The 26,006-nt window shown below is 35.6% G+C and carries 28 protein-coding genes and 1 other RNA gene; 24 read left to right on the top strand and 5 right to left on the bottom strand.

The genetic code is table 11. The features are described 5' to 3' along the window. Nucleotides 1-6 precede the first annotated feature (6 nt). From menA to B7E04_RS15040, 4 genes are all read left to right on the top strand, one after another. Nucleotides 7-936, top strand: a complete 930-nt coding sequence (menA, locus tag B7E04_RS15050; RefSeq protein ID WP_080779363.1) for a 1,4-dihydroxy-2-naphthoate octaprenyltransferase — start codon at nucleotides 7-9, stop codon at nucleotides 934-936. A 16-nt stretch (nucleotides 937-952) separates the two neighbouring features. Continuing rightward, nucleotides 953-1,399: an SRPBCC family protein gene (locus tag B7E04_RS15045; protein WP_080779362.1), complete on the top strand. Its 447-nt coding sequence runs from the start codon at nucleotides 953-955 to the stop codon at nucleotides 1,397-1,399. A gap of 7 nt (nucleotides 1,400-1,406) precedes the next feature. Continuing rightward, the gene (locus tag B7E04_RS21980; protein ID WP_139785409.1) at nucleotides 1,407-1,616 is read left to right on the top strand and encodes a hypothetical protein; all 210 of its coding nucleotides are present in this window, start codon (nucleotides 1,407-1,409) and stop codon (nucleotides 1,614-1,616) included. A gap of 97 nt (nucleotides 1,617-1,713) precedes the next feature. Beyond that, nucleotides 1,714-2,400: a metal-dependent hydrolase gene (locus tag B7E04_RS15040; RefSeq protein ID WP_080780705.1), complete on the top strand. Its 687-nt coding sequence runs from the start codon at nucleotides 1,714-1,716 to the stop codon at nucleotides 2,398-2,400. 103 nt (nucleotides 2,401-2,503) lie between these two features. Here the strand turns inward: B7E04_RS15040 and ffs are convergent. Beyond that, nucleotides 2,504-2,601: signal recognition particle sRNA small type (gene ffs / locus B7E04_RS15035), an RNA gene on the bottom strand. A gap of 130 nt (nucleotides 2,602-2,731) precedes the next feature. Here ffs and B7E04_RS15030 point away from each other — a divergent pair. The 12 genes from B7E04_RS15030 to B7E04_RS14970 all read left to right on the top strand — a co-directional run bounded on the left by B7E04_RS15030 (nucleotide 2,732) and on the right by B7E04_RS14970 (nucleotide 13,568). Further along, complete coding sequence (locus tag B7E04_RS15030; RefSeq protein ID WP_080779361.1) at nucleotides 2,732-3,331, top strand: DUF4199 domain-containing protein; 600 nt, start codon at nucleotides 2,732-2,734, stop codon at nucleotides 3,329-3,331. A gap of 17 nt (nucleotides 3,332-3,348) precedes the next feature. Continuing rightward, a complete protein-coding gene (locus B7E04_RS15025) occupies nucleotides 3,349-4,299 on the top strand; it encodes a glycosyltransferase family 2 protein (protein ID WP_080779360.1) in 951 nt (316 codons plus the stop codon). A gap of 1,097 nt (nucleotides 4,300-5,396) precedes the next feature. After that, the gene (locus B7E04_RS15020) at nucleotides 5,397-6,125 is read left to right on the top strand and encodes a DUF3667 domain-containing protein (protein ID WP_139785408.1); all 729 of its coding nucleotides are present in this window, start codon (nucleotides 5,397-5,399) and stop codon (nucleotides 6,123-6,125) included. A 7-nt stretch (nucleotides 6,126-6,132) separates the two neighbouring features. Beyond that, nucleotides 6,133-6,834: a GIN domain-containing protein gene (locus tag B7E04_RS15015; RefSeq protein WP_080780704.1), complete on the top strand. Its 702-nt coding sequence runs from the start codon at nucleotides 6,133-6,135 to the stop codon at nucleotides 6,832-6,834. Then, on the top strand, nucleotides 6,794-7,243 hold the full coding sequence (locus B7E04_RS15010; RefSeq protein WP_228439945.1) for a four helix bundle protein: 450 nt from the start codon (nucleotides 6,794-6,796) through the stop codon (nucleotides 7,241-7,243). The genes B7E04_RS15015 and B7E04_RS15010 overlap by 41 nt, the downstream gene beginning before the upstream one ends. A gap of 314 nt (nucleotides 7,244-7,557) precedes the next feature. Continuing rightward, nucleotides 7,558-9,273: a phospho-sugar mutase gene (locus B7E04_RS15000; protein ID WP_080779357.1), complete on the top strand. Its 1,716-nt coding sequence runs from the start codon at nucleotides 7,558-7,560 to the stop codon at nucleotides 9,271-9,273. Nucleotides 9,274-9,377: 104 nt separating this feature from the next. After that, nucleotides 9,378-10,631, top strand: coding sequence for a pyridoxal phosphate-dependent aminotransferase (locus B7E04_RS14995; RefSeq protein WP_080779356.1), 1,254 nt, complete (start codon nucleotides 9,378-9,380; stop codon nucleotides 10,629-10,631). Between the two features lie 34 nt (nucleotides 10,632-10,665). Next, entirely contained in the window at nucleotides 10,666-11,022 is a 357-nt protein-coding gene (locus B7E04_RS14990) for a four helix bundle protein (RefSeq protein ID WP_080779355.1), read from the top strand. Between the two features lie 33 nt (nucleotides 11,023-11,055). Beyond that, nucleotides 11,056-11,778, top strand: a complete 723-nt coding sequence (gene kdsB / locus B7E04_RS14985) for a 3-deoxy-manno-octulosonate cytidylyltransferase (protein WP_080779354.1) — start codon at nucleotides 11,056-11,058, stop codon at nucleotides 11,776-11,778. Between the two features lie 172 nt (nucleotides 11,779-11,950). Beyond that, nucleotides 11,951-12,307, top strand: coding sequence for a hypothetical protein (locus B7E04_RS14980; protein ID WP_080779353.1), 357 nt, complete (start codon nucleotides 11,951-11,953; stop codon nucleotides 12,305-12,307). Continuing rightward, on the top strand, nucleotides 12,304-12,966 hold the full coding sequence (locus B7E04_RS14975; RefSeq protein ID WP_080779352.1) for a histidine kinase: 663 nt from the start codon (nucleotides 12,304-12,306) through the stop codon (nucleotides 12,964-12,966). The genes B7E04_RS14980 and B7E04_RS14975 overlap by 4 nt, the downstream gene beginning before the upstream one ends. Before the next feature lie 26 nt (nucleotides 12,967-12,992). Beyond that, on the top strand, nucleotides 12,993-13,568 hold the full coding sequence (locus tag B7E04_RS14970) for a glutathione peroxidase (protein WP_080779351.1): 576 nt from the start codon (nucleotides 12,993-12,995) through the stop codon (nucleotides 13,566-13,568). A 106-nt stretch (nucleotides 13,569-13,674) separates the two neighbouring features. On the opposite strand, the gene B7E04_RS14965 is transcribed toward B7E04_RS14970, so the two are convergent. Next, on the bottom strand, nucleotides 13,675-14,157 hold the full coding sequence (locus tag B7E04_RS14965) for a hypothetical protein (RefSeq protein WP_139785407.1): 483 nt from the start codon (nucleotides 14,155-14,157) through the stop codon (nucleotides 13,675-13,677). 173 nt (nucleotides 14,158-14,330) lie between these two features. Continuing rightward, on the bottom strand, nucleotides 14,331-14,990 hold the full coding sequence (locus B7E04_RS14960; protein WP_080779349.1) for an NAD(P)H-binding protein: 660 nt from the start codon (nucleotides 14,988-14,990) through the stop codon (nucleotides 14,331-14,333). Nucleotides 14,991-15,087: 97 nt separating this feature from the next. Between B7E04_RS14960 and B7E04_RS14955 the strand changes: the two genes are divergently transcribed. The 5 genes from B7E04_RS14955 (at nucleotide 15,088) to B7E04_RS14930 (ending at nucleotide 19,648) form a co-directional block, all read left to right on the top strand. After that, a complete protein-coding gene (locus B7E04_RS14955; RefSeq protein ID WP_080779348.1) occupies nucleotides 15,088-15,441 on the top strand; it encodes an MmcQ/YjbR family DNA-binding protein in 354 nt (117 codons plus the stop codon). 380 nt (nucleotides 15,442-15,821) lie between these two features. Beyond that, on the top strand, nucleotides 15,822-16,160 hold the full coding sequence (locus tag B7E04_RS14950) for a hypothetical protein (RefSeq protein ID WP_080779347.1): 339 nt from the start codon (nucleotides 15,822-15,824) through the stop codon (nucleotides 16,158-16,160). Nucleotides 16,161-16,219: 59 nt separating this feature from the next. Continuing rightward, nucleotides 16,220-16,996: a GLPGLI family protein gene (locus B7E04_RS14945; RefSeq protein WP_228439943.1), complete on the top strand. Its 777-nt coding sequence runs from the start codon at nucleotides 16,220-16,222 to the stop codon at nucleotides 16,994-16,996. Next, on the top strand, nucleotides 16,996-17,808 hold the full coding sequence (locus B7E04_RS14935; protein WP_139785406.1) for a carboxypeptidase-like regulatory domain-containing protein: 813 nt from the start codon (nucleotides 16,996-16,998) through the stop codon (nucleotides 17,806-17,808). The genes B7E04_RS14945 and B7E04_RS14935 overlap by 1 nt, the downstream gene beginning before the upstream one ends. Then, nucleotides 17,792-19,648, top strand: coding sequence for a TonB-dependent receptor (locus B7E04_RS14930; RefSeq protein WP_080779344.1), 1,857 nt, complete (start codon nucleotides 17,792-17,794; stop codon nucleotides 19,646-19,648). The genes B7E04_RS14935 and B7E04_RS14930 overlap by 17 nt, the downstream gene beginning before the upstream one ends. Here the strand turns inward: B7E04_RS14930 and B7E04_RS14925 are convergent. Then, nucleotides 19,645-20,565 (bottom strand): bifunctional riboflavin kinase/FAD synthetase, encoded by a 921-nt coding sequence (locus tag B7E04_RS14925; protein ID WP_080779343.1) that lies wholly within the window; start codon nucleotides 20,563-20,565, stop codon nucleotides 19,645-19,647. The genes B7E04_RS14930 and B7E04_RS14925 overlap by 4 nt on opposite strands. A 203-nt stretch (nucleotides 20,566-20,768) precedes the next feature. Here B7E04_RS14925 and atpD point away from each other — a divergent pair, with 203 nt between their 5' ends. From atpD to B7E04_RS14905, 3 genes are all read left to right on the top strand, one after another. Beyond that, a complete protein-coding gene (atpD, locus tag B7E04_RS14915; RefSeq protein ID WP_062647129.1) occupies nucleotides 20,769-22,277 on the top strand; it encodes a F0F1 ATP synthase subunit beta in 1,509 nt (502 codons plus the stop codon). Between the two features lie 87 nt (nucleotides 22,278-22,364). After that, nucleotides 22,365-22,646 carry a FoF1 ATP synthase subunit delta/epsilon gene (locus tag B7E04_RS14910; RefSeq protein WP_080779341.1) on the top strand — a complete coding sequence of 94 codons (282 nt, stop codon included), beginning with the start codon at nucleotides 22,365-22,367 and terminating at the stop codon, nucleotides 22,644-22,646. A gap of 81 nt (nucleotides 22,647-22,727) precedes the next feature. Continuing rightward, nucleotides 22,728-23,549: a hypothetical protein gene (locus B7E04_RS14905; RefSeq protein ID WP_080779340.1), complete on the top strand. Its 822-nt coding sequence runs from the start codon at nucleotides 22,728-22,730 to the stop codon at nucleotides 23,547-23,549. Between the two features lie 223 nt (nucleotides 23,550-23,772). On the opposite strand, the gene B7E04_RS14900 is transcribed toward B7E04_RS14905, so the two are convergent. After that, nucleotides 23,773-25,962 carry a B12-binding domain-containing radical SAM protein gene (locus B7E04_RS14900; RefSeq protein ID WP_080779339.1) on the bottom strand — a complete coding sequence of 730 codons (2,190 nt, stop codon included), beginning with the start codon at nucleotides 25,960-25,962 and terminating at the stop codon, nucleotides 23,773-23,775. Nucleotides 25,963-26,006 lie beyond the last annotated feature (44 nt).

Genomic DNA, 26,006 nt, shown 5'->3' with positions numbered 1-26,006 from the left:
AAAATTATGTCAGATTGGATAAAAGCCGCAAGGCTTAGAACACTACCGCTTTCATTAAGCGGAATTATTATGGGAGCTTTTATTGCAAAATGGAGGCTTTACGGCGAAGGAGGAACCTGGGACTGGAGGATTTTTGCACTGGCACTATTGGTGACCCTTTTGTACCAGATTTTATCAAATTACGCCAACGATTATGGAGACGGTGTAAAAGGAACAGATGCCAAAAGAATCAACGAAGCGGAAGCAAGGGCCGTCGCTTCAGGAAGAATTACGGCCAAACAGATGAAAAATGCAGTGATTCTTTTCTCGGCATTGTCACTGGTGGCAACAGTTGCTCTTCTGTATATAGCATTTTTCCCTGATTTTATGAAGGAATTCTATATATTCATCGGGTTAGGTGTTGCATGTATTCTGGCGGCCATAGGATATACTGTGGGGAAAAAGCCTTACGGATATATGGGATTGGGAGACCTTTTCGTATTTGTATTTTTCGGGCTGGTTTCAGTATGCGGAAGTTATTTCCTGTTTACAAAAACCTTCAGCTGGGATATGCTGCTGCCGGGAACTGCGGTGGGTATGATGAGTATGGCGGTTTTAAACCTGAATAATATGAGAGATATTGAAAGCGACAGGCTGTCCGGTAAAAACAGCTTTGCATTGAGAATAGGCTTCAGAAATGCAATGATCTACGAAATGGTCCTGCTGCAGCTTCCTTTGGTCTTAATTCTTATATTTTTAGGAATAAACGGTTTCTTACAATCCCAGAATTATTATGTTTTCATTGTAATGATCCTGCTGATTCCGATGGCTAAGCTCAGAAGAAAAATCATGTCTGTAAAAGAACCTAAAGAACTGGATCCTTTCCTGAAGCAGGTAGGTATTCTTACGTTTACTATGGCAGTTCTTACAGCAATAGGACTTAATTTTTTTAACTAAATAAATCACAATTGTTATGAATTCAGATACTTACGTTGAAGCTCAAATGCTTATCAGAAAACCGGTTGAAGATGTTTTTCAGGCATTCATCAACCCTGAAGTAACCACCAATTTCTGGTTTACAAAATCTACCGGAAAACTGGAAGAAGGAAAGAAGACAACCTGGGAATGGGAAATGTACGGAGTAAAATCTGATGTACTGGTTCACAAGATCATCCCTAATCAGCTGATCAAAACGGAATGGGGAGATCCTGCCGTACAGGTGGATTATGAATTCAAAGAAATGGAAAAAGGGACCCTTGTGGTAATTAAAAGCTATGGGTTCAGCCAGACAGGTGAAGACCTCTTAAAAGAAATTAATGATAATACAGGTGGTTTTACGACTGTCTTAGACGGGTGCAAAGCCTATCTTGAACATGGAATTAACCTGAGACTGATTGAAGATAAGTTTCCCCAGAAATAACAAGTCAATGAAGAATATCGGATATAAGATGGTCTCTTGTTTATCCATTCTCCTGGCTCTTATTCTTATGTATGATGTGGTTAAAGAACTGCGGGATGGCATGTCTGTTTTTGACATCTATTTTCTCCCGTTCTTTACCGCTCTAATAATTATAGGCAATGGAGTACTTGCTTCTTTGCTGGTGGCAGGAATAATTAACCTCAAAAACCATTATTGATTCTTCAGATATTTATCATCATACCAGCCTGCATTTTGTTGTATCAGATTTTATTCAATTCAACAATTTCATGCAGTTAATTAAAAATCAATTAAAAATGAAAATACAATTTTTAGGACAAAACTGTTTTTTGTTTACATACAAAGACAAAACAATTTTAAGTGATCCTTTTTACAACTATAAAAAAGCGGAATCAGGCTTTGATATAACGGCACAGAAAATCGATTATATCCTTTTGACGCATGCCCATGGCGATCATATTGCTGATGTGGAAGAAGTATTGCAGCATCATCCCGAAGCCACAGTGATTGCAGTTCCGGAGATCTGTGCGTATTTCAAAACGGCGAAAAATACAGACGATGTGAACTTAGGAGGGTCGGCAAAAATCGATGATCTTAAAATTTCCATGGTACCGGCTCATCACACAAGTTCATTCCCGGATGGCAGCTACGGAGGAGTTCCTGTAGGGTATATTTTCAGACTTCCTGAAGGTAAGAATATCTATCTGGCAGGAGATACCGGAGTAATGGCGGATATGGAGCTGTTTCCAAGACTTTTTGGTAACCTTGACCTTTCGATCCTTCCTATCGGTAGCCACTATACGATGTGCCCGCGAAAAGCAGCTTTTGCAGCAGCAGAATTATTGAAAACTCCGAAAGTAATCGGTTGTCACTTCGATACTTTCCCTGCCATTGAGATCAACCATGAAAGTGCACTGAAGCATTTTGCAGATAAAAATGTAGAGCTTGTTCTACCAAAATTAGGGGAGACGTTCGAATTTTAATAAAAAACCAAAGGTAATTTGAAAATCAGAATGGAAATGCTGAAGAGTATAAAAACAAAAAAAGATAATTTTCCAATTACCTTACTTCAGTTTAAAACAAAAAAAATGGCAAGCTACCTACATCACACCGCTACGACCGATTACCTTTGCTGTGTTCCCACCCTGGAGGATTCTCAGGAGCTGGTTGTGTAGGACTTGCCGTTGCAAAGGTAGGAATAATTTATAAACTTCAAAATATTATTAAAGAAAATTAGTTGAAAAAATGCTGTGATAGCGCTAATCAGCTGAAATTTAGAGCAATAATTTTTCAACTTTTTTTAAAAAATCAAACATGACGAAAAGTCCATCAACACTAGGAATTATACTTTTTATCGCTACAATGATTATTTTTTTTGTAGCGTATTACTTTTTCTCCGGAATCAATTATTTTGATACCTCTTTGAAAATCAACGCATTCGTTCTACCTGTTTTATATGTGGGAGCAGCCTTCTGGTCTGTAAAATCTTTCTGGAACAAAAACAGAATCGTTACTTTCAAAGATGCGTTCTCAAGAGCCTTCGTTCCTATGTTTATCGGGGGAATACTTTCCATTTTCAGCATTTATGCGTTCCTGAATTTTGTGGATCCCGATGCTAAAAAACTGCTGAATTACCAGTATGTACAGAGACAAAAAACGGAATTGGATACTGAATATCAGTCTGCAAGAAAAATCATGAAGCATCAGAAAGATATTGATGAGCTGGATAAAAAATACAAAGAAAGGCTGCCAAGCTTTTCTCCTGAAGCCATCAAAGGAAAAGATATGCTCACAGCGAGTCATTTTTCAGGATATTTTGCAGCAATTCTTATATTTTACGTAGTTTTGTCAGTGTTTTTTGGTGCGTTTTTCAGAACGAGAACCGTATATCAGGAAACAGAAAATCAAGAGTAATTTTTTATTAAAATTAAATGAATTTATCTATAGTTATTCCGTTATTAAACGAAGAAGCTTCCCTGGAGGAGCTTTTTTCCAGAATTGATAAGGTCTGCAATTCCAGCGGCTTATCCTATGAAATCTGGTTTGTAGATGACGGAAGTACAGATCTTTCGTGGAGCATTATCGAGAATATGCGGATTCAGCATCCTCAGATCCACGGAATTAAATTTTCCCGGAATTACGGAAAATCCCAGGCACTTCATGCCGCTTTTGAAAGAGCAAACGGAGATGTGGTCATTACCATGGATGCCGACCTGCAGGACTTTCCGGAAGAAATTCCTGAGCTTTATAAAATGGTTATCGAGGATAATTATGACATCGTTTCAGGCTGGAAGAAGAAACGTTTTGATAACGTGATGACGAAAAATGTTCCGTCCAAACTTTTCAATGCAGCAGCAAGAAAAGTTTCAGGAGTATACCTTCACGATTTCAACTGCGGTTTGAAAGCTTATAAAAAGCAGGTAGTAAAATCCATTGATGTATACGGAGACATGCACCGTTATATTCCCGTACTGGCTGCCAATGCCGGATTCAGAAGAATTACTGAAAAGGAAGTACAGCATCAGGCGAGACCTTACGGAACTTCAAAATTCGGAACCGAAAGATTTATCAGAGGGTTTCTGGATCTTGTAACGCTTTGGTTTGTAAGCCGTTTTGGCGGAAGGCCGATGCATTTCTTTGGTGCAGTAGGAACCGTAATGTTTATCGTAGGTTTTCTTTCAGCATTGTGGCTAGGAGCTTCAAAACTGATTGATGTGGCAAGAGGAATTTACGGACATCTGATCACCAATAATCCATGGTTTTATATCGCCCTGACGATGATGATTATGGGAACGTTACTTTTTATAGCCGGCTTCCTGGGAGAAATGATTATCAGAACCAACAGGGAACATAAAAACTACAATATTGACGAAGTGATTTAAAAATTTTAATTCACTCATCAAACATATAAGCATCCCGAAGAGTTCTTACTCTTTGGGATTTTTATTCTTTTAAAATAAAAGTTTTTTTTTTGGCTATCACATTAAACAGATCACGTATGTTTTTTAACCACAGAATTGTACAGATTTTCACGGATAAGTACAGCTCTTTCAAAAGCTGACTATTCCAACTTTGATAACTCCGACTTAGGAAACTGGAGCGTAAAGAAAATAAATCCTGTGAACGTTAAGAAAATTCTACTGTCTGAGTGCGGCACAAATACAGAACCGAAGCAGCAATAGTAAATCCGCACGAGTTTTAGAATTTTTAGAGAACAGGATTTATTTTTAGCGTAAGTTTCCCGTCTTGAACTTTTGCTTCTTTTGTTTCAAGACAAAAGAAGATTAGAAAAAATAATAAATTTCCGAAGATGTTTCAAGATAAAAACAAACTGCTAAGATTGATCTGTTTTCCATAAATTAAGCAAATCATANTCTTTCAAAAGCTGACTATTCCAACTTTGATAACTCCGACTTAGGAAACTGGAGCGTAAAGAAAATAAATCCTGTGAACGTTAAGAAAATTCTACTGTCTGAGTGCGGCACAAATACAGAACCGAAGCAGCAATAGTAAATCCGCACGAGTTTTAGAATTTTTAGAGAACAGGATTTATTTTTAGCGTAAGTTTCCCGTCTTGAACTTTTGCTTCTTTTGTTTCAAGACAAAAGAAGATTAGAAAAAATAATAAATTTCCGAAGATGTTTCAAGATAAAAACAAACTGCTAAGATTGATCTGTTTTCCATAAATTAAGCAAATCATATAGATTTTAAGCTTATTATAATAAAATACATTAGATAGAAATAAATACTAAAAGCCTGAAGAAAATATTACACAATCAATTTTATCAAAGAATAAAATCCTTGCGCCTTAAAGCATAAATATAAAAAATGCGCCTTTGCATTAACCAAAAAAACAGGTTTTCCATGATAAAAAACAACAGAAAAACGGTAAGAAAGCATAGTAGCACATCGTTTCCGGAAGCGTTTTTTATTATATTTGTACAGTAATACAGGAAACGCAAAATGCACTGATCTTACTATGAATCAAAAAAACTGTCTGAACTGCGGTCACAGAATCTCCGATGAGTTTTGCCCTCATTGCGGACAGAAATCCGGTACAGCCAGAATAACTCCTAATTCTTTGATTACCGGTGATATTTTAGGCTCCATCTGGCATATTGAGGCCCGTTTTTTTCGTACCCTAAAACATATTTTATGGAGTCCGGGAAAAATGGCCATGGATTATATTGCAGGGAAAAGAGTCAGATATTATAATCTGTTTTCCTTATTGCTGATCCTTTTTGGTTTTAATGTATTGGCATTACATTTTTATATGGATTTATCTTCCATAGAAATTAATGAAGAGAATTCAAAATTAATAGATTTTTTTTCCAGATATTCCAAGGCCAGTTTATTTGGATTAATTCCTGTGATGGCTCTTAACGGCTGGATGCTCTTCAGACGGGCAAATCTTAATCTTGCGGAGCATGTTATAATCGCTGTAGTTGCCCTTTGTGGAATTTTGGTGATCTTGCTGGCTGATGATTTTATCAGTATTCTTCAGCTGTACAGTCCCTTGAGAAAAATCATGAATGTCCTGGACAAGATTTTGGTTTTTGGCCTTATCTTGTTTCCGGGTTTTACTTATTTTAATGCTTTCAGGAGTTTTTATCCTGTCTTTGGGCTGATCTGGCGGACGCTTGTGTTTTTCCTGCTGATGCTGATTGAAATAGCCCTGATTTTTATTGTTATATATAAAATATTTTAAATTGATTATGAGAAAGATAATAGGTGTAGGTCTGCTTGCAGCGATGGTTTCCTGCGGAAAAGTATCCCCCAAAGGTAATATTGAAAATAAAGAAGTTCCTGTTGAAAATTTTAAAAATATTTTTCTCAAAGGGAAATTCAGGGTTTTCTACGCCAGAGGAGAGAAAAATATGGTGAATGTGGAAACGTATCCCAATGTGTATGATAATTTAGATATTGAAGTAAAAGATGACGGGTTATTCATTACCGAATCAAACGAGACGAAGGGAGTGGATTTTTACAATATCACCATTTATTCGAAATATAATCCTGAAAAGATAAGTATCTCGGATTCTGCAGAAATGAATATTTCGAGCGAAATTAAGACCGATAATTTTAGGCTTAATTTAAAAAATTATGCTACTTTTATGGGTTCGGTAAACACAAGAAGAGCAGAAGTGGAGATGCAGAACAGAAGCCGGGCCAACTTTTTGGGACGTACCAAAGATGCGGTGATAAAGATTTCTGATACAGCCAGTCTCATTGCGCCTTACTGGAAAATAGAAAACCTGAAGATTGATTCAAAGAACGGAAACTATGCAGAAGTGAATGTAAAAGATTCTTTAAAAGGGAATATTCAGAATACAGCAAAATTTGTATATTATAATGATCCTATCCGGGCTTTTAAAATTGAAAAGACAACCCGGGTGGAGAATAAAAAACTGGAGTGATAAGAGAGCTGGGAGATGGAAGAGGGAAGTTATAGCAGAGAAAAAACAAAACATGAGTTTCAAATTTGAAAAGTTGATTATCTGGCAGAAGTCCATGGAATTTGGAGAAGAAATTTTTAAATTGTCTCGAAATTTTCCAAAAGACGAAGCTTTTAATTTAACTTCACAAATAAGAAGAGCATCTGATTCTGTGGCACTTAATATTTCGGAAGGAAGTATTTTGCAGTCTAAACCGGAATTTAAAAAATTTTTAGGATATGCAATAAGGTCCTTAGCCGAAACTGTAACCTGCTTGTATAAAGCAAAAAACAGGAATTATATTTCAGAGGTTGAATTTTTAAAAATATACAATGAGTGTTATAATTTAATGAATCAGATTATTGCATTTAGAAACCAACTAAAAGAATGAAAATTAACGTCTGGTAAAATAACAGCTGAAAATTATAATAAGAAACCAAAAATAATGAGTTGAAGTAAAAACAGAAAATGTGAATTTGATGTTGATGAGTTCTCCCATCTCCGTTCTTCCATTTTCTGGCCAAAAAACAAAATAGTAAAATAAAAGCAGAAAATGTGAATTATGAGTTGATAAGTTCTCCCATCTCCATTCTTCCATCTTCGAGCTTAAATAACAGAATAATAAAATAAAAAGCGGAAAAGTTGAATTCAGGGTTGATAAATTTCTCCCATCTTCATACTTCCTGCTTCCAAACTGAAATATATATGACAACATTAGAAAAAGCACAACTTTGGTTAAGTGATACATTCGATATAGAAACAAGAAATGCCGTTCAGGCTCTGATCGACAGCAATTCTCCGGATCTGGAAGACTCTTTTTACCGGGAGCTTGAATTCGGGACAGGAGGAATGCGCGGTATCATGGGAGTTGGAACCAACCGTCTCAATAAATATACTTTGGGACAGGCTACACAGGGACTGGCCAATTATATGCTTCAGCAGTTTAAAGGAGAGGAAATTAAAGTGGCCATCGCTTATGATGTGCGTCATAATTCAAAAGAATTCGGGAAACTGGTGGCTGATGTTTTAACAGCTAACGGAATTAAAGTACTGCTTTTCAAAGATCACAGACCTACTCCTGAACTGTCCTTTACCGTTAGAGATAAAAAATGCAACGGAGGAATTGTCCTTACAGCCTCTCACAACCCGCCTGAATACAACGGGTATAAAGTATACTGGAATGATGGAGCACAGATTGTTCCACCACATGATGAAGCGATCATCAATGAAGTGTATTCTGTGAAATTTGATGAAATTAAATTTAATGGAAATGACGATCTGATCGAGTGGATCGGTGAAGAGCAGGACGATGTATATATCGATGCATGTATTGAAAATTCAACTTACCAGAATGTAGGGAAGGAGAATCTGAATATTGTTTTTACCTCTATACACGGGACAACCTATACCACGATTCCAAAAGCTTTGGAAAAAGCAGGATTCAAAAAAGTGGATCTGGTAAAAGAGCAGATGATCCCAAGCGGTAATTTCACCACAGTAGAATCTCCGAACCCGGAAGAACCTGCAGCTCTTGAAATGGCAATGGACCTGGCAAGAATCACCAACGCGGATATCGTGATCGGAACAGATCCGGACGGCGACAGGCTGGGAATTGCTGTAAGAAATCTTGATGGTGAAATGCAGCTTTTGAACGGAAACCAGACCAATACCATTCTTACCTATTACATTCTGAATGAATGGAGAAAACAGGAAAGAATTACCGGAAAAGAGTTTATTGGATCGACCATCGTAACTTCAGATATTTTCTTTGATATTGCGCAGAAATTCGGAGTGGACTGTAAAGTTGGATTAACCGGATTCAAATGGATCGGGAAAATGATCCGTGAAGCAGAAGGAAAAGAAAAATTTATCTGCGGCGGTGAGGAAAGTTTCGGCTTTATGACAGGAGATTTTGTCCGTGACAAAGATTCCTGCGGAAGTATCCTTGTGGCGTGTGAAATTGCGGCATGGTGCAAAGCCAATGGAAGAACCATGTATCAGTACATGATTGAGATCTATCAGGACCTTGGCATGTATTACGAAGGGCTGGTGAATATCGTCAGAAAAGGAAAAGAAGGTGCTGAAGAAATTCAGAATATGATGAAAAACTTCCGCGAAAATCCACCGAAAGAACTGGCAGGATCATTAGTGGAGGAAGTAAAAGACTTTAAAGAGCAGACCAGCTTCAGCGTTTCAAAAAATGAAACCAAAGTGATGAACGACATTCCAAAATCGAATGTGCTGATTTATTACACCCAGGATGGAACCAAAGTATGTGTAAGACCATCCGGAACAGAGCCAAAGATTAAATTTTACATATCTGTGAAAGATTCCATTACCTCTGAAGCAGATTTCAGGGATAAATTGAAATCTCTGGAAGCGAAAATAGAAGATGTAAGAAGAGATTTACAACTCAATTAAATTAATGTAATAATGTATCAGTCTACCGGTTTACCAATTATGGTTACACTGCTAGATTGATACATTGTTAGACTATCATATTAAAATAATTAAATAAAAATAAAGTGAAAGTTTCAAAATTAGCGGCGAACCTGATCGGTTCCGAAATTGTAAAAATTGGTAATGAAGTAAATGATTTAAAAGCAAAAGGAGCGGAAATAGCCAATCTTACTATTGGTGACCTGAATTCTAATCTCTATCCCATTCCGGCACTGCTGAAGGAAGAGATTCAGAAGGCCTATCAGAATAACCTGACGAATTATCCGCCTGCCAACGGACTTTTATCTTTAAGAAAAGAAGTTTCCAAAGACCTGAAAAGCAGATGGAACCTTGATTATTCACCAAACGATATCTTAATTACAGCCGGATCAAGACCTTTGATCTATGCGGTTTACAAAACCATTGTTGACGAAGGAGACAAAGTAGTATATCCTACACCTTCATGGAACAACAATCACTACGCGTACCTGACTTCTGCAGAAGCTGTAGAAGTGAAAACAACAGCTGAAACCAATTTCCTTCCAACAGCAGATGATCTGAGACCGCACTTGGGAGGTGCAGTTCTTTTAGCATTATGTTCTCCGCTGAATCCTACAGGAACTATGTTTACAAAAGAGCAGCTTTCCGAAATCTGCGAGCTGGTTCTTGAAGAAAATAAAAAAAGAGGGGAAAACGAAAAGCCTTTATATCTGATGTATGATCAGATCTATTCCAATCTTACTTTTGGGGCAGATCACGTAGATCCGGTTTCTCTTTTCCCTGAACTGAAAGAATATACCATTTACATCGACGGGATCTCCAAATGTCTTGCTGCTACAGGTGTACGTGTAGGTTGGGGATTTGGTCCTTCTCATATTCTGGATAAAATGAAGGCGCTTCTGACGCACGTTGGAGCATGGGCTCCGAAACCGGAACAGGAAGCAACAGCGAAATTCTTTGAAAACCCTGAAAATGTAAATGTTTTCGTAGAAGATTTCAAAGGAAAATTAGAGGAAAGTTTAAAGGTACTTCACGGAGGAATCCAGGATTTAAAAGGAAAAGGATTAGCTGTAGACAGCATTGAACCGATGGGAGCGCTTTATCTTACCATCAGATTAGACTATATCGGAAAAACAAAGCCGGATGGATCAGTCATTAATGATTCTTCTGATCTGGTTTTCTATTTAATTAATGATGCAGGCGTAGCATTGGTTCCGTTCTCAGCTTTCGGAGAAGCAAAATCTGAACCTTGGTTCCGTGCTTCTGTAGGAGGTTTGGCTGTGGATGAGATCAAGGTCATGCTTCCAAAACTGGAAAATGCTTTAAATGCATTAAAATAAATACTAAAACGTTATAAGTTATTAATGATGAGTTATGAGTGAAAGTATTGTTGGAAAGAAGAGTTTTGAATTTGCAGTTAACATTGTTCGTTTTTATAAAAGAATAATTACTGATAAAAAAGAATTCACACTTTCCAAACAGATGCTTCGTTCAGGAACTTCTATTGGTGCAAATATTAGGGAGGCCCTCAATGCACAAAGCAGAATGGATTTCATTCATAAACTGTCCATTTCGCAAAAAGAATGTGATGAAACACTGTATTGGCTGGAGCTCCTATATGCTACAGATTATATTTCTGAAGAAGAATTTGAAAATTTAAGAAATCAGGCGTCTGAACTCTTAAAAATTATAAGAAGTATAATTATAACTACCAAGAATAAAAACTCATAATTAATAACTTATAACTTATAACTTTAATATACAATGAAAATCATCGCTGTTATTCCCGCACGTTACGAAGCCAGCCGTTTTCCGGCCAAGCTGATGCAGATGCTGGGAGAAAAAACCGTCATTACCACAACGTATAAGAATGTTGTGGAGACAGAACTGTTTGATGAAGTTTTTGTAGCAACGGATTCAAAAATTATTTTTGATGAAATTGTGAAGAATGGAGGAAAAGCAGTGATGACCGGGCAACATGAAACCGGAAGCGACCGTATTGCGGAAGCGGTACAGAACATCGACTGTGATATTGTGATCAACGTTCAGGGTGACGAACCTTTCCTTAAGCTGGAGCCTCTGAAACAGCTTATTCAGGTATTTAAAGAAGATGATAATCAGGAAATTTCACTGGCTTCCCTAAAAATAAAACTGACGGAAAAAGAAGAAATTGAAAACCCGAATAACGTAAAAGTGATCACCGATAATAGCGGATTTGCCCTTTATTTCAGCCGTTCTGTGATTCCTTTTCACCGGGAAATTTCTTACGAGGTAGCGTATTACAAACACATTGGAGTATATGCCTTCCGAAAACATGCCCTGCTTCAATTCTCAAAACTGGAAATGAAACCTCTTGAAATATCAGAAAAGATAGAATGTATCCGTTATCTCGAATATGGGATGAAGATCAAGCTAATTGAAACCAATTTCATCGGAGTGGGGATTGATACACCGGAAGATCTGGAAAAAGCAAGAAAACTGATTTAAAAGCTAAATGGCTAAACCGCAAAATCGCAAATAGGCAAATTTGCAAATCAGCCTTTTCGCCATTTAGCTTTTTTGCCTTTTCCATTGCTTTTCCCCAAATTCCCCTTATATTTGAATAAATAAGTTACTGGTTAAGGCTTTATTTCTGATTGTATTGTTTTTCGGTTGCCATTTGAAATGTCAGGATCTGAATGATAAAAAATTCTATGCCCAGCTCAATCACAGCTGCAGAGCCACAACAAGCGGGGCGTTTGATATTTATACATTTCTCGTGCTGGAATTTAAAGATAATAAAATGTATCCGTCATACCTGGAAATGCCTTCCCAACAACAAAACAGCATAGAAGACCCTATTGCTTATACATTTGAAAATAAAGCAGTACATCTTGCAAAACCGTTAGATTCTAAAGAAAATCTGGGACAGGTTTTTATGTATAAAAATGGAAATCTGGTGCCCAAAAACAAACAAAATAAATCAAAATTTATTTTTAGACCTTCTTTAGATGATTATTTTAAAAGAAATAAATGAAAAAAATAATATACTTAGTCCTTTTGACACTTACCACGTCTTTGTATGCGCAGACAGCAAAGGAAATTATAGATAAAAACATTGAACTGTCCGGAGGATTAACCAATTGGAAGCTTCTGAATTCAGTACTGCTACAGGGAAAAGTGATTTTAGGAATTAAGGATGAATATCCTATTAAAATTTACCAGCAGCGTCCTAATCTGACTAAAACGGTGATTTCTATTGGAGGAAAAGAAACCGCCATCGAAGGTTTTGACGGGACTAAAGGGTATGCTATGAACTATGCTGCCAATAAACTGCAGGTATATCCTGAGTACGTTTCTGAAAGCTTTGACAATGATTTTATCGATTGGGAAAATAAAGGTTTCGAGGCTAAATATCTTGGAAAAGAAAAAGTAGGGGATATCTACTGCCACAAAGTGGAACTGACGAAAAATGTAAACAAGAATTTGTATTATTTTGACGTGAAATCCTATATGCTTTTGAAAGAAGTTAAAAAGGATGAAACCCTTTTATACTCGGATTATAAGAAAGTAGGAAATCTGGCAATGCCTTTCAGAATAGAATCATCAAGCACTAAGAAAGATGGTGATTATGTGATGGTTTTGAACAAAATTGATATCAATAAAGTATTTCCGGGCAATATTTTTAAATTTTAATCCTGCTACTTAAAAAATTAGAAAAAATGAAAAAGATTTTCTTATTAATGCTTTCTTTTGTCGCATTTTTACAGAGCTGTATCAATCAGAAAAGTGAAGCCTCTCAAGCTAAAACCAAAGAACTTATGGGAAAAACAATATATGATTTCAAAGTTGAAAGCCTTGATGGTAACGAGATCAACTTTGCAGATTTCAAAGGAAAAAAGATCCTTATCGTGAATACCGCCTCAGAGTGCGGATTTACGCCACAGTATGCAGATCTTGAAAAAGTGTACGAAGAGTATAAGGACAAACTGGTGATTGTAGGTTTTCCTGCCAATAATTTCGGTGCTCAGGAGCCCGGAACCAACGCAGAGATCGGTGCTTTCTGTCAGAAAAATTATGGGGTAACATTTCCACTGGCGGCAAAAGTTTCTGTAAAAGGAGAGGATACAGCCCCTATTTTTAAATATTTAACGGAAAAAGAATTAAATGGAGTAAAGAATACCAGTATTCTCTGGAATTTTACAAAGTTCTTACTTGATGAAAACGGAAAGCTGATCGATACTTTCGTGAGTACCACAAAGCCTACGGACGAGGCGATTACAAAATATCTGAAATAAAATAAACTTATAAATAAACGCTTCGGCTCCTCTTAGCATGACAATCTAATACTAAGGTATTTTTGAAACTGTCACGCGGAGCGGAGCCGAAGCGTTTATATATATACTATTTCAGCTGATCCTCCTTTTTGATCTTCTCATCCTGTTGCACAATCAGCTTATGCTCGTCTTCCAGCTTTTTATGTTCAGCCAGTATCTTCTGATCTTCTTTCATCATCCTTTCGTGATCCGCCTTTAATTCGGCCAGATCCAGCTTACCTTCTTTGTGCTGTTGCTCAAGCGTATTATGTTGTGCTATAATTTCTGAATGCGAGTCAATAAGTGCTGCGTGGCTTTTCAAAATAACCTGATGGTTAGCTTCTGTTTTGTTGTGTTCGCTTGTTTCAGGCTCTTTTAATGCGCTGTGTACCTTGTTGAATTCCTCATGCTCTTTTTCCATTTTGGTGTGGGATTCTTCCAAAAGATTGTGGTCTGACTCCAGCTTGCTGTGTGCTGCAGATAATTCTTTTTCCAGACTTGCGTTATCATTTTTACATGATCCCAGGCTAAATACTGCCAGTACGCTGGCTGTAAAAAATACATTTTTCATCATTTTGATTTTAAGTTCAGACAAATATACAGTATAAAAATAAAATATATTTATTTCGTAATAAAATGATATAAATAATGAATTTTTTTGTTATTTATTAATCAAATTGATTGTTTTGAATAAAAAATAACGTTATTTAATGAATAATTATTGCTATTAAAAACGCGAAACCACTAGTTTTCCACTTTCTTCTCAGCAAAACAGAAAATGTTTCCAAGTTTAATACTGGAATAACCATTACTTTTTATTTTGGACGAATTGATCATTGCTTTGGCCAAAACCTCCGTGGGCAAAGGCTTCTGACTTTCCAGCAATCCGAGTTTGTTGGCAAATTTTATAATCCTGCTACCCAGAACTTCTCCTGTTCTTTCAGAGTCTTTTCTTTCAAGCATTCCCGGTTTGAAAATAGTGATTTTGGTGAAATGCAGCTGTTTTACAGCTTCTTCCAGCTCGCCTTTCATTCTGGAATAGAATATTTTAGAAGTAGGATTGGCTCCATAGGCCGACACCAGGATATAATCTTCTACTTCGTTTTCTTTGGCAGCTTTGGCAAATTCATACTGATAATTGTAATCTACCTTTTTCTGTGCTTCTTTTCCCCCGGCGGCTTTTAATGTTGTCCCAAGACATGAAAATGCAACATCACCCTTTACCATATCTTTCCAATCTTCCGGGCGGTCAAAATTGACAACATGAACTTTCAGTTTATCATTCTGAATATCAACCGGTTTCCGGACAAAAATATTCACTTCATCAAACTCTTTATCGTTAAGTAGCTGTTTGACCAGATCTTTTCCTGTGGCACCTGTAGCACCAATGACTAAAGCTTTCATAATAATTGTGATATATTGGGGTGATAATTTCTTTCTTAAATTTACTACATTTGAAATTAATATCAATGATCATTAATTACTTATCATTTATAAATTCATGGATGCTAACGAAATTCTAGATTACTGCCTCGCGAAAAAAGGAGTTACTGAAACTTTTCCCTTTGATAATGAAACGCTTGTGATGAAAGTAGGAACAAAAATGTTTCTGCTGATGCCTTTGGAAAAGCAGACATTAAGCATCAACGTAAAAACAGATCCGGAATGGAGTGCGGAACTCCGCGAACAGCATCCACAGATCACCGGTGCATTTCATATGAATAAAACCCACTGGAATTCAGTATTCACGGATGGTTTAAAAAGAGATCTTATTTTTAAATTAATAGATCAGTCGTATGAATTGGTGTTTAATTCATTAACGAAAAAGGCGAGGGAGGAGATTGTAAATAGCTAGAACTGAAATTCCCGGGTAAGTCTTTTTCCGTAATCCAACTTTTTTAAATTCAATCTTATTACGTTTGTTAAAAAAATTCTATGTTTGGATTTCAATAAATGAATATTGTTTCAAAAAAAGTTTTTTTTTTTAGGAAGCATATTTCACTATTTTATATTAAAATTTCAATACAAAGAATTATTCTATGTTTAAAATACTGTCAAATATTATCATGTTACTTTATATTTTCTAAAGAATAAAAAAAACAACGATTTAACATAATGAATTTTTCAAAGAAAAGTGAAGTTTGCTTTTGTTTTCTGTTTTGATTTTATATTTATTTGTGTTTAATAGCTGCGTGCTTTTTAAAAAACAAAATGATAAATTAAAATTATTGAGAAATGAGAAAAATTATTTTAGGACTGTTTTTAACAGCTGCAATTTCGGGGTTTTCATCTGCTAGTAATATGGCCGAAAGACTAATTGAAATACCGGATTCAATATCAGATAATAGCGAAACTAATCAAGATGTTTCAGAATTTGAATCTTTTTTTAGTTGTGCCTATAAATACATAACAAGATCTTATAATTGTGATGGAACTTTCAATACTATTGCTGGCCCAACACTTACAAATGAGCCTTGTGGTGATAATGAAGAAGGAAGTATAGTTTTTGTAATAACCAGGGTTGATGGTTGTCCGCAAGGAGGCCCAATTGATCCGGATGATAGTATCTATTAATAATCATAGGAACGAAAGTTCCTATTTTTATTACATCTTTAATGAACATAAAGCATAATATGAAGAAAAAAATTGTCCTATATATTTTTCTATTATTTACAATTTATATATCTGCACAAAATACAATAGTAGAATATAATTTCAGATTGGTTCCTTTTGGTGATAGCAGTCGGGAATTTTTGATGTATAATGATAAAGAATCATATTATTTTGATTTTGTTGATGGTAAAAAAACTCCGGTTAATGAAATTATAAATAATTATAAAATTATCCGGGGAGGACAAAAAGCATATCGAAAACTAGACGATATTAATAAAGTTTTCCGCATCAACGCATATCCAACTTCCGGGCACAAGCATTATCTGATCATTGATGATAAGCCATCTATCGATTGGAAAATTGGAAAAGATAAAAAAGACATTTTAGGTTATACTTGTACAAGCGCTACCGGGAGCTTTAGAGGTCGGGAATATACAGTATGGTTCACTACACAAATCCCGGTGTCTTTGGGACCTTGGAAATTAGACGGTTTACCGGGATTAATATTAAAGGCAGAAGATAAAGGTGGTACATTTGCTTATGAAGCTGTTCAAATTATTAAAAATTCAAACCTTGAAATTCCGGCTTCTGTATTTGAATTCATGGAAAAAGTTGATAAAAATAAAATAAAAACTTACAGAGATTTTATAGAACAGGAAAATATTTCTTTTAAAACAATACAGGAAAAATCAATTGCTAATTTACCAAAGGGAACCAGCGGTAATATGATTGTTCCGCCACTTCGTGAATATATCAGAGAAACTTCTTTTGAATGGGAAGAATCTAAAAAGCCTTAATGAAAAACTTATGTTTACTACTTTTTTTACTATTTCTAAAAATCTCTGCACAAACTGAGATTAAAGGATTTATAGTATCAGAAGAGGTACAGCCAGTTTCGAGGGCGAATATAATTCTTACAGATTCGCAAGACAATATTATAACTTTCGCCTTTAGTAATAAAGACGGAAGTTTTTTGTTAAAAACGGATAAGTTTGGTGATTTTATTTTACAAATTTCAGCAATGGGATATTCAGCTAAAAAAATTCCCATTTCTTTTATTAAAAAAGGAACCAGCATTGATCTGAAAACCATAAAACTAGAAATTGAGAAAGTAAAAGAAATAAAAGAAGTCATTATTAAAAGAACAACCCCTATAAGATTAAAAAAAGATACAATAGAATATAATGCTCAAAGCTTTTCTAACGGTACAGAACAGAACGTAGAAGAGCTTTTGAAAAAGCTTCCTGGAATTACTGTGCAAAGTGATGGTAAAATAAAATTTGGCAACAAGGAAGTTGAAAGAGTAATGATAGAAAATGATGATTTATTTGAGAGGGGTTATCAAACATTAACTCAAAATATGCCTTCACAGCCTTTGGATAAAATTCAGGTTCTTAAAAATTATTCCAGAAATAAGCTTCTCAAAAACATTGAAGACACAGAACGTATTGCCCTTAACCTTACTTTAAAAGAAAATGCTAAAGGAAAATGGTTTGGAAATGTTTTACTGGCTTCTACAAGCTATAAAGAAGATATGCGGCAGGGAAAACTTAATATTATGAATTTTTCGAAAAAGACAAAAAATATATCTTTTGACAAATGCCAATAATCTTGGATTAAATGAGATGAAAGGAATTGAATATCTTGTCAGTCCAAATTCTGAAAATGGTGCCGAAAATATCGGAACAAATATTAATACATTATCCATTATTAATCTTCATCAGAAAAATTTTCAATTTGAAGAAAAAAGAACCAATTTTAATAATGACAAACTAGCTTCATTCAATTATATCTATAATTTTAAAACTGACTGGAAACTGAAATTTGTTACAATATTTAATGATATTGAAAATAGAAATTATATCAACAGTTTTTACAGATTCAATTATGGAGACTTAAATTTTACCAATATTGAAGATAAAACCTGGAAACAGAATAATAGAAATATCATAGGAAAGCTTGAGATTTCAAAAGAATTTAAAAACAACTCAAATATTCAATTTTATAATAAAATTTCATCCTTGAATGAAAATAATAACAATGTTTTCCTTTTCAACGGGCAGCTTAATAATCAAATAGGAACGAATCGACTTTTTGCTAATGAGAATAAGTTGGTCTACACAAAGAAAATGGATTCATCAAAAGCTTTTGTTGTGGTTGCAAGATATATTTTCCAGGATCGCCCATATGACTTTACCGATAATAATGATGTTTTTCAATATATTATTAATAACGTAAGTGCTCAGAGAATAAATCAGGTTATCAATTCTAAAATGCATTTTGGTGGCGCTAAAATTTCATATCTGAAAAAATATTCCAAAAATCAATCGTTTGAAATCCAGCTTGGAAATGAGTTCAGAAAAGATCAGTTAAATTCCGATTTGACTGTGTTTGATTTGAATAATCAAAAGATTATTTTCGATAATAGTCAATTTGTAAATAATTTAGAATTTTCACAAAACAATTTATTCTTACAAGGGAAATATCAAATAAAAAATAAGAAATGGAGTTATGGCGTAATGTTTTTAAACCAGCTAATTTCTTCAGATTTTAATAATGAAAATAAATCAGGCTTTTATATTTCTCCTCAGGTTAATTTAGGATATAAAAGTAACAAGGCAGGTAATTTTAATCTTAATGCAGGAAGAAAATTTTCAACAATTTCCATAAATGATATGTACGTTAATTATATTTATCAGGGCAATAGAAATTTTAAACAAAGTGATACCGGTTTTGCTGTGTTGCCTGATTTCAATATTGGGTTTAGTTATAATATCGGTGAAATGACATCCGAATATCTTAATTTTAATATCAATTATTTCAGAAGTGAAGATTATCTTTCAAATAATATGATTGTAAATCCAAATTTCACTTTCAATCAGAGTATTCTTGTGAAAAACAATAATACGTTATCATCAAACCTGGAAGTGAGAAAATATATTAAATTTCTGAAATCCAGAATAAGTTTGATCAGCTCCTATATGCTTTCTGATTACGAAAACAGTATTAACAATAAGCCATTGATACAATCAGAATTCTCCAATAAAAAAGTAGGTTTTGAAATGAAGTCCGGATTTACAGGCTTTGTAAATTATGAGCTTGGATATGAATGGTCTTTCAATAAAATTGTATCAGATATAAATTCGAATGATTATAAAGATCAGAAAGGATTTTTTAATCTGTATTTTGCTGTGAATCCTCAATTTAGAATTGAATCTTTATTAGAATATTACAAGTTTGGTAATACTCATCAGAAAACAACTCAGTTCTGGGATATGAAATTAAATTACAACTATAAAAAATATAACACTAATATATTTCTACAGGGAAATAATTTATTAAATTCTGATAGCATTCAAAAATATTCAATAAATAATATTAGTGAAAGTTTGTATACCCAAAGACTTTTACCTATTCACATTATTTTGGGGATTAACAAAAATTTTTAGAACTGAAATTCCCGGGTAAGTCTTTTATCCTCATCCAGTCTTTCAATCAACTTTTCAAGGCCCTCAAATTTAATTTCGTCATGGAGAAAATCCCTGAACCTCACGGTGATCTTTTCATCATAAATATCTCCGTCAAAATCCAGAATATAAACTTCAACGGTTAATTTTTCTCCGTTCACGGTAGGGTTGGTACCGATGCTCAGCATGCCTTTATACTGTTGGCCTTTTACTTCAGTTTCTACAATATAAGCCCCTTTTTTAGGAAGGAGTTTTATAGATTCGGTTTCAATATTGGCAGTAGGATAGCCGATGGTGCGGCCTATCTTTTTCCCGTGAACCACAGTTCCCGAAACAGAGTAGGAGTAACCCAGCATTTCATTGGCTTCTTTGATATTTCCCGCTAACAGGGCGTTGCGGACTTTCGTTGAACTGATATTGTTTTCGTGGATATTGATGGCCTCCATCTGTTCCACATCAAAATCCAGCTCTTTGGAGAGCTTTTGAAGAAGTTCGAAATTTCCGCTTTTATTTTTCCCGAATGAATGATCATAGCCTATAATAAGGTATTTCACATTTAATTTGTCGATCAGAATCTGGCGTACAAATTCCTCTCCGGTAAGATTTCTGAATTCTTCATCAAATTCTTTCAGGAAAAGATGATCGATGCTGTATTTTTCCATCAGATCCTTTTTCTCATCCACTGTATTCAGAAGTTTAAGATCCTCATTCGGATTAAAAACAAAGCGAGGATGCGGCCAGAAAGTAAGGATTGCAGTTTCCAGATTATTCTCTGTACCTACTTTTATCAGTTCATCGATGATACTTTTGTGCCCCAGGTGAACTCCGTCAAACATCCCTAAAGATAACGCTAAAGGCTTTTGAGAGGAATAATCTTTAAAATTCTTGAAAACTTTCAAAACGGAAAAATTTTGACTGCAAATATAAAGATAATGTAGCAATGTACCAATTTAACGGTTTACCAATATTCTCAACCGGTATCATTGTTATATTGGTACATTGGTAGATTAGTAAATTAGTAAAAAGTATGATAAAAATCTTTTTTTTACCAATTGTGGGTTTATGAAGAATCATTATATTTGCACCAAGAAAAAATTTAGCAATGGCAAACCAAATTAAAGGTAAAATTTCTCAAATTATTGGTCCGGTAATCGACGTTGTCTTCACAGATGTGGAAGCAGTTCCGGCAATCTATGACGCGTTGGAAATTACAAAAGAAAACGGTGAAAAAGTAATCTTAGAAGTAGAACAGCATATTGGAGAAGATACAGTAAGATGTATCGCAATGGACGCTACAGACGGTCTTAAGAGAGGTCAGGATGTAATCGGGTATGGAGATCCTATTACAATGCCTATCGGAGAGGCTGTAAACGGAAGACTTTTCAACGTAGTTGGTGATGCTATCGACGGACTTCAAAATATTTCTAAGGAGGGTGGTCTTCCAATTCACAGACCGGCTCCAAAATTTGATCAACTTTCAACTTCTGCAGAAGTTTTATTTACAGGTATTAAAGTAATCGACTTGGTTGAACCTTACGCAAAAGGGGGTAAAATTGGATTGTTCGGTGGTGCCGGTGTAGGTAAAACAGTATTGATCCAGGAGTTGATTAACAATATTGCAAAAGGACACGGAGGTCTTTCTGTATTCGCCGGAGTAGGTGAAAGAACGAGAGAAGGAAATGACCTTTTGAGAGAGATGCTTGAATCAGGGATTATCAAGTATGGTGATGCCTTCATGCATTCTATGGAAGAAGGCGGATGGGATCTTTCCAAAGTAGATTTGGAAGCAATGAAAGATTCTAAAGCAGCATTCGTTTTCGGACAGATGAACGAGCCGCCAGGTGCAAGAGCGAGAGTAGCCCTTTCCGGTCTTACATTAGCTGAGTACTACAGAGACGGTGGTGAAAGCGGACAAGGTAGAGACGTACTTTTCTTCGTAGACAACATCTTCCGTTTTACACAGGCTGGTTCTGAGGTATCTGCACTTCTTGGTCGTATGCCTTCTGCGGTAGGGTACCAACCAACGCTTGCTTCTGAAATGGGTGCGATGCAGGAAAGAATTACCTCTACTAAAAACGGTTCCATTACTTCAGTACAGGCAGTTTATGTACCTGCGGATGACTTAACTGACCCGGCTCCTGCAACTACGTTTGCTCACTTGGATGCTACTACGGTACTAGACAGAAAAATTGCTTCATTGGGTATTTACCCTGCGGTAGATCCATTGGCTTCTACATCAAGAATCCTTGCTCCGGAAATTATCGGTAACGAACATTATGACTGTGCTCAGAGAGTAAAAGAAATTCTTCAGAGATATAAAGCGCTTCAGGATATCATTGCGATTCTTGGTATGGAAGAACTTTCTGAAGAAGATAAATCCGTTGTTTACCGTGCGAGAAAAGTTCAGAGATTCTTATCTCAGCCTTTCCACGTAGCTGAACAGTTTACAGGTATTCCGGGATCATTGGTAGATATCAAAGATACCATCAAAGGATTCAACATGATTATGGATGGTGAATTAGACCACTTGCCGGAAGCTGCTTTCAACCTGAAAGGAACTATCGAAGAAGCTATTGAGGCAGGACAAAAAATGTTAGCTGAAAACGCGTAATTAAATTAGACATTAAGATATCAGATTATAGACATGAGACTTTAATGTCTGAAATCTGAAGTCTGAAATCTTCAAATCTAAATTAAAATGAATATAAAAATTTTAACACCAGAATACGTAGTTTTTGAAGGAGAAGTAGAATCTGTATTGTTGCCTGGAAAAAATGGTGAATTCCACATCATGAAAAACCACGCAGGAATTGTTTCTTCTTTAATCGGAGGTAAGGTGAAGCTTTTTACAAATGCTGTAGAAGAAGCTTATGCTAAAAACCTGACGAAAGAAAATGAGAAAGACTCTGTTTTTTCTTATCCTATCAAAAGCGGTGTTGTAGAATTTAATCATAATAAAGGAATCATCCTTTGTGAATAATTAAATGAAAAGCTAAATATATTTTCAAGAAAGTGTAACTTTGGTTACACTTTTTTTTATGTTGTGTAAAAGTCTGATTTTATGAAGAAAAGTACAATCATATTCTTTACCCTTCTGGGAATCCTCTTTAATGCCCAGAATTTCAGAACCAAAAGAGGGATTATAAGTCTCGATGATGTTCACGTCGCTAAAATTTCAAACAAATCCAATACCTATACTTTTATGGATCTGAATGAAACCCCGATTTATACTATAGAATTTGTAGATAAAAGCATTGTGGATTCAGTACGGGACAGCTATATTAAACTGAACCGGGTCTATAACCGGGATAAGACCATAGAGCTGGACTATATTTCACCGTCTGCCTTTTCGGGTGAAGAAAAATCTGCCGTCTACACTTCCATAAAAAGCTTGAAAATTATTGACAATAAAGGGATCAATATTAAAAATCTGGATGAAATTTTTAAAAATTTACCCAAAAGAAAACTAGATTCCAAAACAAAAGACGCATATACCACCAGAAGCAAAATTGATAAACTTAATATAGAGGTCAATAAAGTGGGAGAGATCCTTTCCAATGGTGTTCCTGTGGGATATTTTACTAATCTTCCTGTAAGTTTTGGATCAGAAGATACCATTTCAGATAAAACATTTGTAGATATAGAGATCTACGACGCCAAAAGCAAACTGATCGGGAGATATATTACCACTACCAAACAGCTGAAAACAGCAGGAGGAAAAAGCTTTACGCTGTACAGGGAAATGTCCGGGAGAGCATCTATTCTAAAATATCCCACTTATAAGGCTATTGCAGAAAGAATGGCTATGATGGATCCTAATTTTATCAAAATTCAGGAGAAAGTAACGGTAGGACCTGTTGAGAAAGATACGACGGCAAAATAGAAATTGAACCCGGTTTTTTATTCTTCAAAATTGAAATAATATCCTAAGTGTGGGGGAATGAAGCTTTCAAGAATATTGAGCAGAGTTTGCTTTAAAATCTTCAGATTTTACTTTAATGATTCTTATTCCTGTAAATGATCTTAATGGTATAATTCAAATATTATAAATAATCCCGGAAATAATACTACTTCCGGGACTTTTTTATTAGTTAAATTTTTTAAGTCTACAGACTTAAAATCACGCCGTTTTCTTTTAATTGCTGCATTGGTTTCGAAAACCAGAACAATTCAAAATCATCAAATTTTTCTTCAAACAGATTTTTAAGCTGCTGAGCAGTTATTCTTTTTGAATTGTTTATAGAATTTTCTTCCAGCACCTTCATCAACCATTCTGCTTTATCCTGTTCCAGAGCAATCTTTACGATGTTGGTTTTTAAGTGGAATGTAAGAAGCGTATACGTGCCTGAGTATTTCTTTTTATTTTTTATGCGATTCTCAGCGATTACGTTTTTAGCTAAAAATATAACTTTAGCATTTCCTTTAAAACTGAACTGTGTGTCATCCAGCAGACAGTCGTGAATATAATCAGGATGTATGGTAGTTCTTGGAATTTTAAAATCAAACCATTCCTGCAGCGGAAATTCAAAATTGATTCCGTGCATATAATTGAAAAGAGATTTCTTGAGTCCAAAACTGAACTTACTGTGATCGATTCCTGTTGTGTCCTTAAAGTCAATATCGTTATTGGCAAAAACAATTTCCTGTTTCATAGGAACGACCCCAAATTTTTCAGGCTCTATTCCTACCGGCGAATGGGCGGTCATGGCAAACTGGTGCCAGAAGCCACTCTGAAGAATTCCCATTTCAAACATCTGCCGGATCATCTCCAGGGAGTCTACCGTTTCCTGAACGGTTTGGGTAGGGTAACCATACATCAGATAGGCATGGACCATAATTCCGGCTTCCGTAAAATTTCTTGTCACCTGGGCCACCTGTTCTACGGAAACTCCTTTATCTATTAATTTTAACAACCGGTCGCTGGCCACTTCAAGCCCTCCTGATACTGCCACACAACCTGAAAGTTTTAACAGGTAACATAAATCACGGGTAAAACTTTTCTCAAAACGGATATTGGTCCACCATGTGACCACCAGATTTCTCCGCAGGATTTCCAGCGCTACTTCCCGCATCAGGGCTGGAGGTGCTGCTTCATCCACAAAATGGAATCCTGTTTCTCCGGTTGTTCTGATGAGTTCTTCCATTCTGTCCACCAGGATTTTTGCAGAAATGGGCTCGTAAATTTTAATATAGTCCAGTGAAATATCGCAGAATGTGCATTTCCCCCAATAGCAGCCGTGGGCCATGGTTAGTTTATTCCACCTCCCGTCGCTCCATAAACTGTGCATCGGATTGGCAATTTCGATTACTGAAATATACTGGTCCAGATGCAGATCAGTATAATCAGGTGTACCAATATCTGCCTGCTTATAATCGTGTCTTTTGGAATTATTTTTATAAGTAACTTCCTGGTTTTCAATTAAAAATGTTCTTTTGTATTCTGCGGTTCCTTCTTCAGCAACTAAATTTTCATGAAGAAGTTCAAGTGGAAGCTCACCATCATCAAGAGTGATAAAATCAAAAAACTCAAATACCCTTTTGTCTTTTAACTCCCTTAATTCCGTATTGGGAAAACCGCCGCCCATCGCCGTTTTGATATGAGGATAATGCTCTTTAATAAACCTGGCACATCTGAAACCTGCATATAAATTTCCGGGAAAAGGGATGGAAAAGCAGACCAGCTTTGGCTGGATCCTTTCTAATTCTTCCTGAAGGATTTTCAGTGTAAAATCATCAATAAATGATTGTTTACCAGATAATTTCGAATATAACTCATCAAAAGAATTGGCACTTTTTCCCAAACGTTCCGCGTATCTGCTGAATCCGAAATCCGGATCAATATTTTCGATAATATAATCGGAAATATCTTCCAGATACAGGGTCGCCAGATGTTTGGCCTTGTCCTGAAGTCCCATATTTCCAAATGCAAATTCCATATCATCCAGCTGATTGAACCGGGAGGCTTCAGGAAGGAAATTCATGCTGCAGATCTGTCTGGCAAGGGTAGGAGTTTTGCCCTGAAGAAAGGGAATAACCTGATCTATTGTTTTTAAATACTCTTCCCGGAGTGTGTAGATTCTCTGTGAGTTTTCAGATATTTCTCCGGGATTGATCTCTTTATTGAAAATTTTCTCTAATCCACTCTTTGAAAACAATTCCAAAATCACATCCAGTCCCAGATCGATCTGATAGCTGGAAATATTTTTAGTATTCAAAAAGCCTTTGATATAAGCCGTAGCCGGATAAGGTGTATTAAGCTGGGTAAAAGGCGGAGTGATGAGAAGAAGATCTTTCAACAGAAAATTTTTGCAAAGGTATTTTAAATTCACCTAAAATGAAA

Source organism: Chryseobacterium phocaeense, from assembly GCF_900169075.1.
GTDB classification, from domain to species: domain Bacteria; phylum Bacteroidota; class Bacteroidia; order Flavobacteriales; family Weeksellaceae; genus Chryseobacterium; species Chryseobacterium phocaeense.
This window is presented reverse-complemented; position numbering and strand designations above follow the sequence as displayed.

Excerpts from the sequence above, each read along its gene's own strand:
- B7E04_RS14990 (WP_080779355.1), top strand. The coding sequence starts at position 10,666 with ATGAGTGAAAGTATTGTTGGAAAGAAGAGTTTTGAATTTGCAGTTAAC.
- B7E04_RS15015 (WP_080780704.1), top strand. The coding sequence starts at position 6,133 with ATGAGAAAGATAATAGGTGTAGGTCTGCTTGCAGCGATGGTTTCCTGC.
- B7E04_RS15000 (WP_080779357.1), top strand. The coding sequence starts at position 7,558 with ATGACAACATTAGAAAAAGCACAACTTTGGTTAAGTGATACATTCGAT.
- B7E04_RS15025 (WP_080779360.1), top strand. The coding sequence starts at position 3,349 with ATGAATTTATCTATAGTTATTCCGTTATTAAACGAAGAAGCTTCCCTG.
- B7E04_RS14905 (WP_080779340.1), top strand. The coding sequence starts at position 22,728 with ATGAAGAAAAGTACAATCATATTCTTTACCCTTCTGGGAATCCTCTTT.
- atpD (WP_062647129.1), top strand. The coding sequence starts at position 20,769 with ATGGCAAACCAAATTAAAGGTAAAATTTCTCAAATTATTGGTCCGGTA.
- B7E04_RS14960 (WP_080779349.1), bottom strand. The coding sequence starts at position 14,990 with ATGAAAGCTTTAGTCATTGGTGCTACAGGTGCCACAGGAAAAGATCTG.
- B7E04_RS15030 (WP_080779361.1), top strand. The coding sequence starts at position 2,732 with ATGACGAAAAGTCCATCAACACTAGGAATTATACTTTTTATCGCTACA.
- B7E04_RS15020 (WP_139785408.1), top strand. The coding sequence starts at position 5,397 with ATGAATCAAAAAAACTGTCTGAACTGCGGTCACAGAATCTCCGATGAG.
- B7E04_RS14945 (WP_228439943.1), top strand. The coding sequence starts at position 16,220 with ATGAAGAAAAAAATTGTCCTATATATTTTTCTATTATTTACAATTTAT.
- B7E04_RS14965 (WP_139785407.1), bottom strand. The coding sequence starts at position 14,157 with ATGAAAAATGTATTTTTTACAGCCAGCGTACTGGCAGTATTTAGCCTG.
- B7E04_RS14975 (WP_080779352.1), top strand. The coding sequence starts at position 12,304 with ATGAAAAAAATAATATACTTAGTCCTTTTGACACTTACCACGTCTTTG.
- B7E04_RS14935 (WP_139785406.1), top strand. The coding sequence starts at position 16,996 with ATGAAAAACTTATGTTTACTACTTTTTTTACTATTTCTAAAAATCTCT.
- B7E04_RS21980 (WP_139785409.1), top strand. The coding sequence starts at position 1,407 with ATGAAGAATATCGGATATAAGATGGTCTCTTGTTTATCCATTCTCCTG.
- menA (WP_080779363.1), top strand. The coding sequence starts at position 7 with ATGTCAGATTGGATAAAAGCCGCAAGGCTTAGAACACTACCGCTTTCA.
- B7E04_RS15045 (WP_080779362.1), top strand. The coding sequence starts at position 953 with ATGAATTCAGATACTTACGTTGAAGCTCAAATGCTTATCAGAAAACCG.
- B7E04_RS14950 (WP_080779347.1), top strand. The coding sequence starts at position 15,822 with ATGAGAAAAATTATTTTAGGACTGTTTTTAACAGCTGCAATTTCGGGG.
- kdsB (WP_080779354.1), top strand. The coding sequence starts at position 11,056 with ATGAAAATCATCGCTGTTATTCCCGCACGTTACGAAGCCAGCCGTTTT.
- B7E04_RS14955 (WP_080779348.1), top strand. The coding sequence starts at position 15,088 with ATGGATGCTAACGAAATTCTAGATTACTGCCTCGCGAAAAAAGGAGTT.
- B7E04_RS15040 (WP_080780705.1), top strand. The coding sequence starts at position 1,714 with ATGAAAATACAATTTTTAGGACAAAACTGTTTTTTGTTTACATACAAA.
- B7E04_RS14910 (WP_080779341.1), top strand. The coding sequence starts at position 22,365 with ATGAATATAAAAATTTTAACACCAGAATACGTAGTTTTTGAAGGAGAA.
- B7E04_RS14970 (WP_080779351.1), top strand. The coding sequence starts at position 12,993 with ATGAAAAAGATTTTCTTATTAATGCTTTCTTTTGTCGCATTTTTACAG.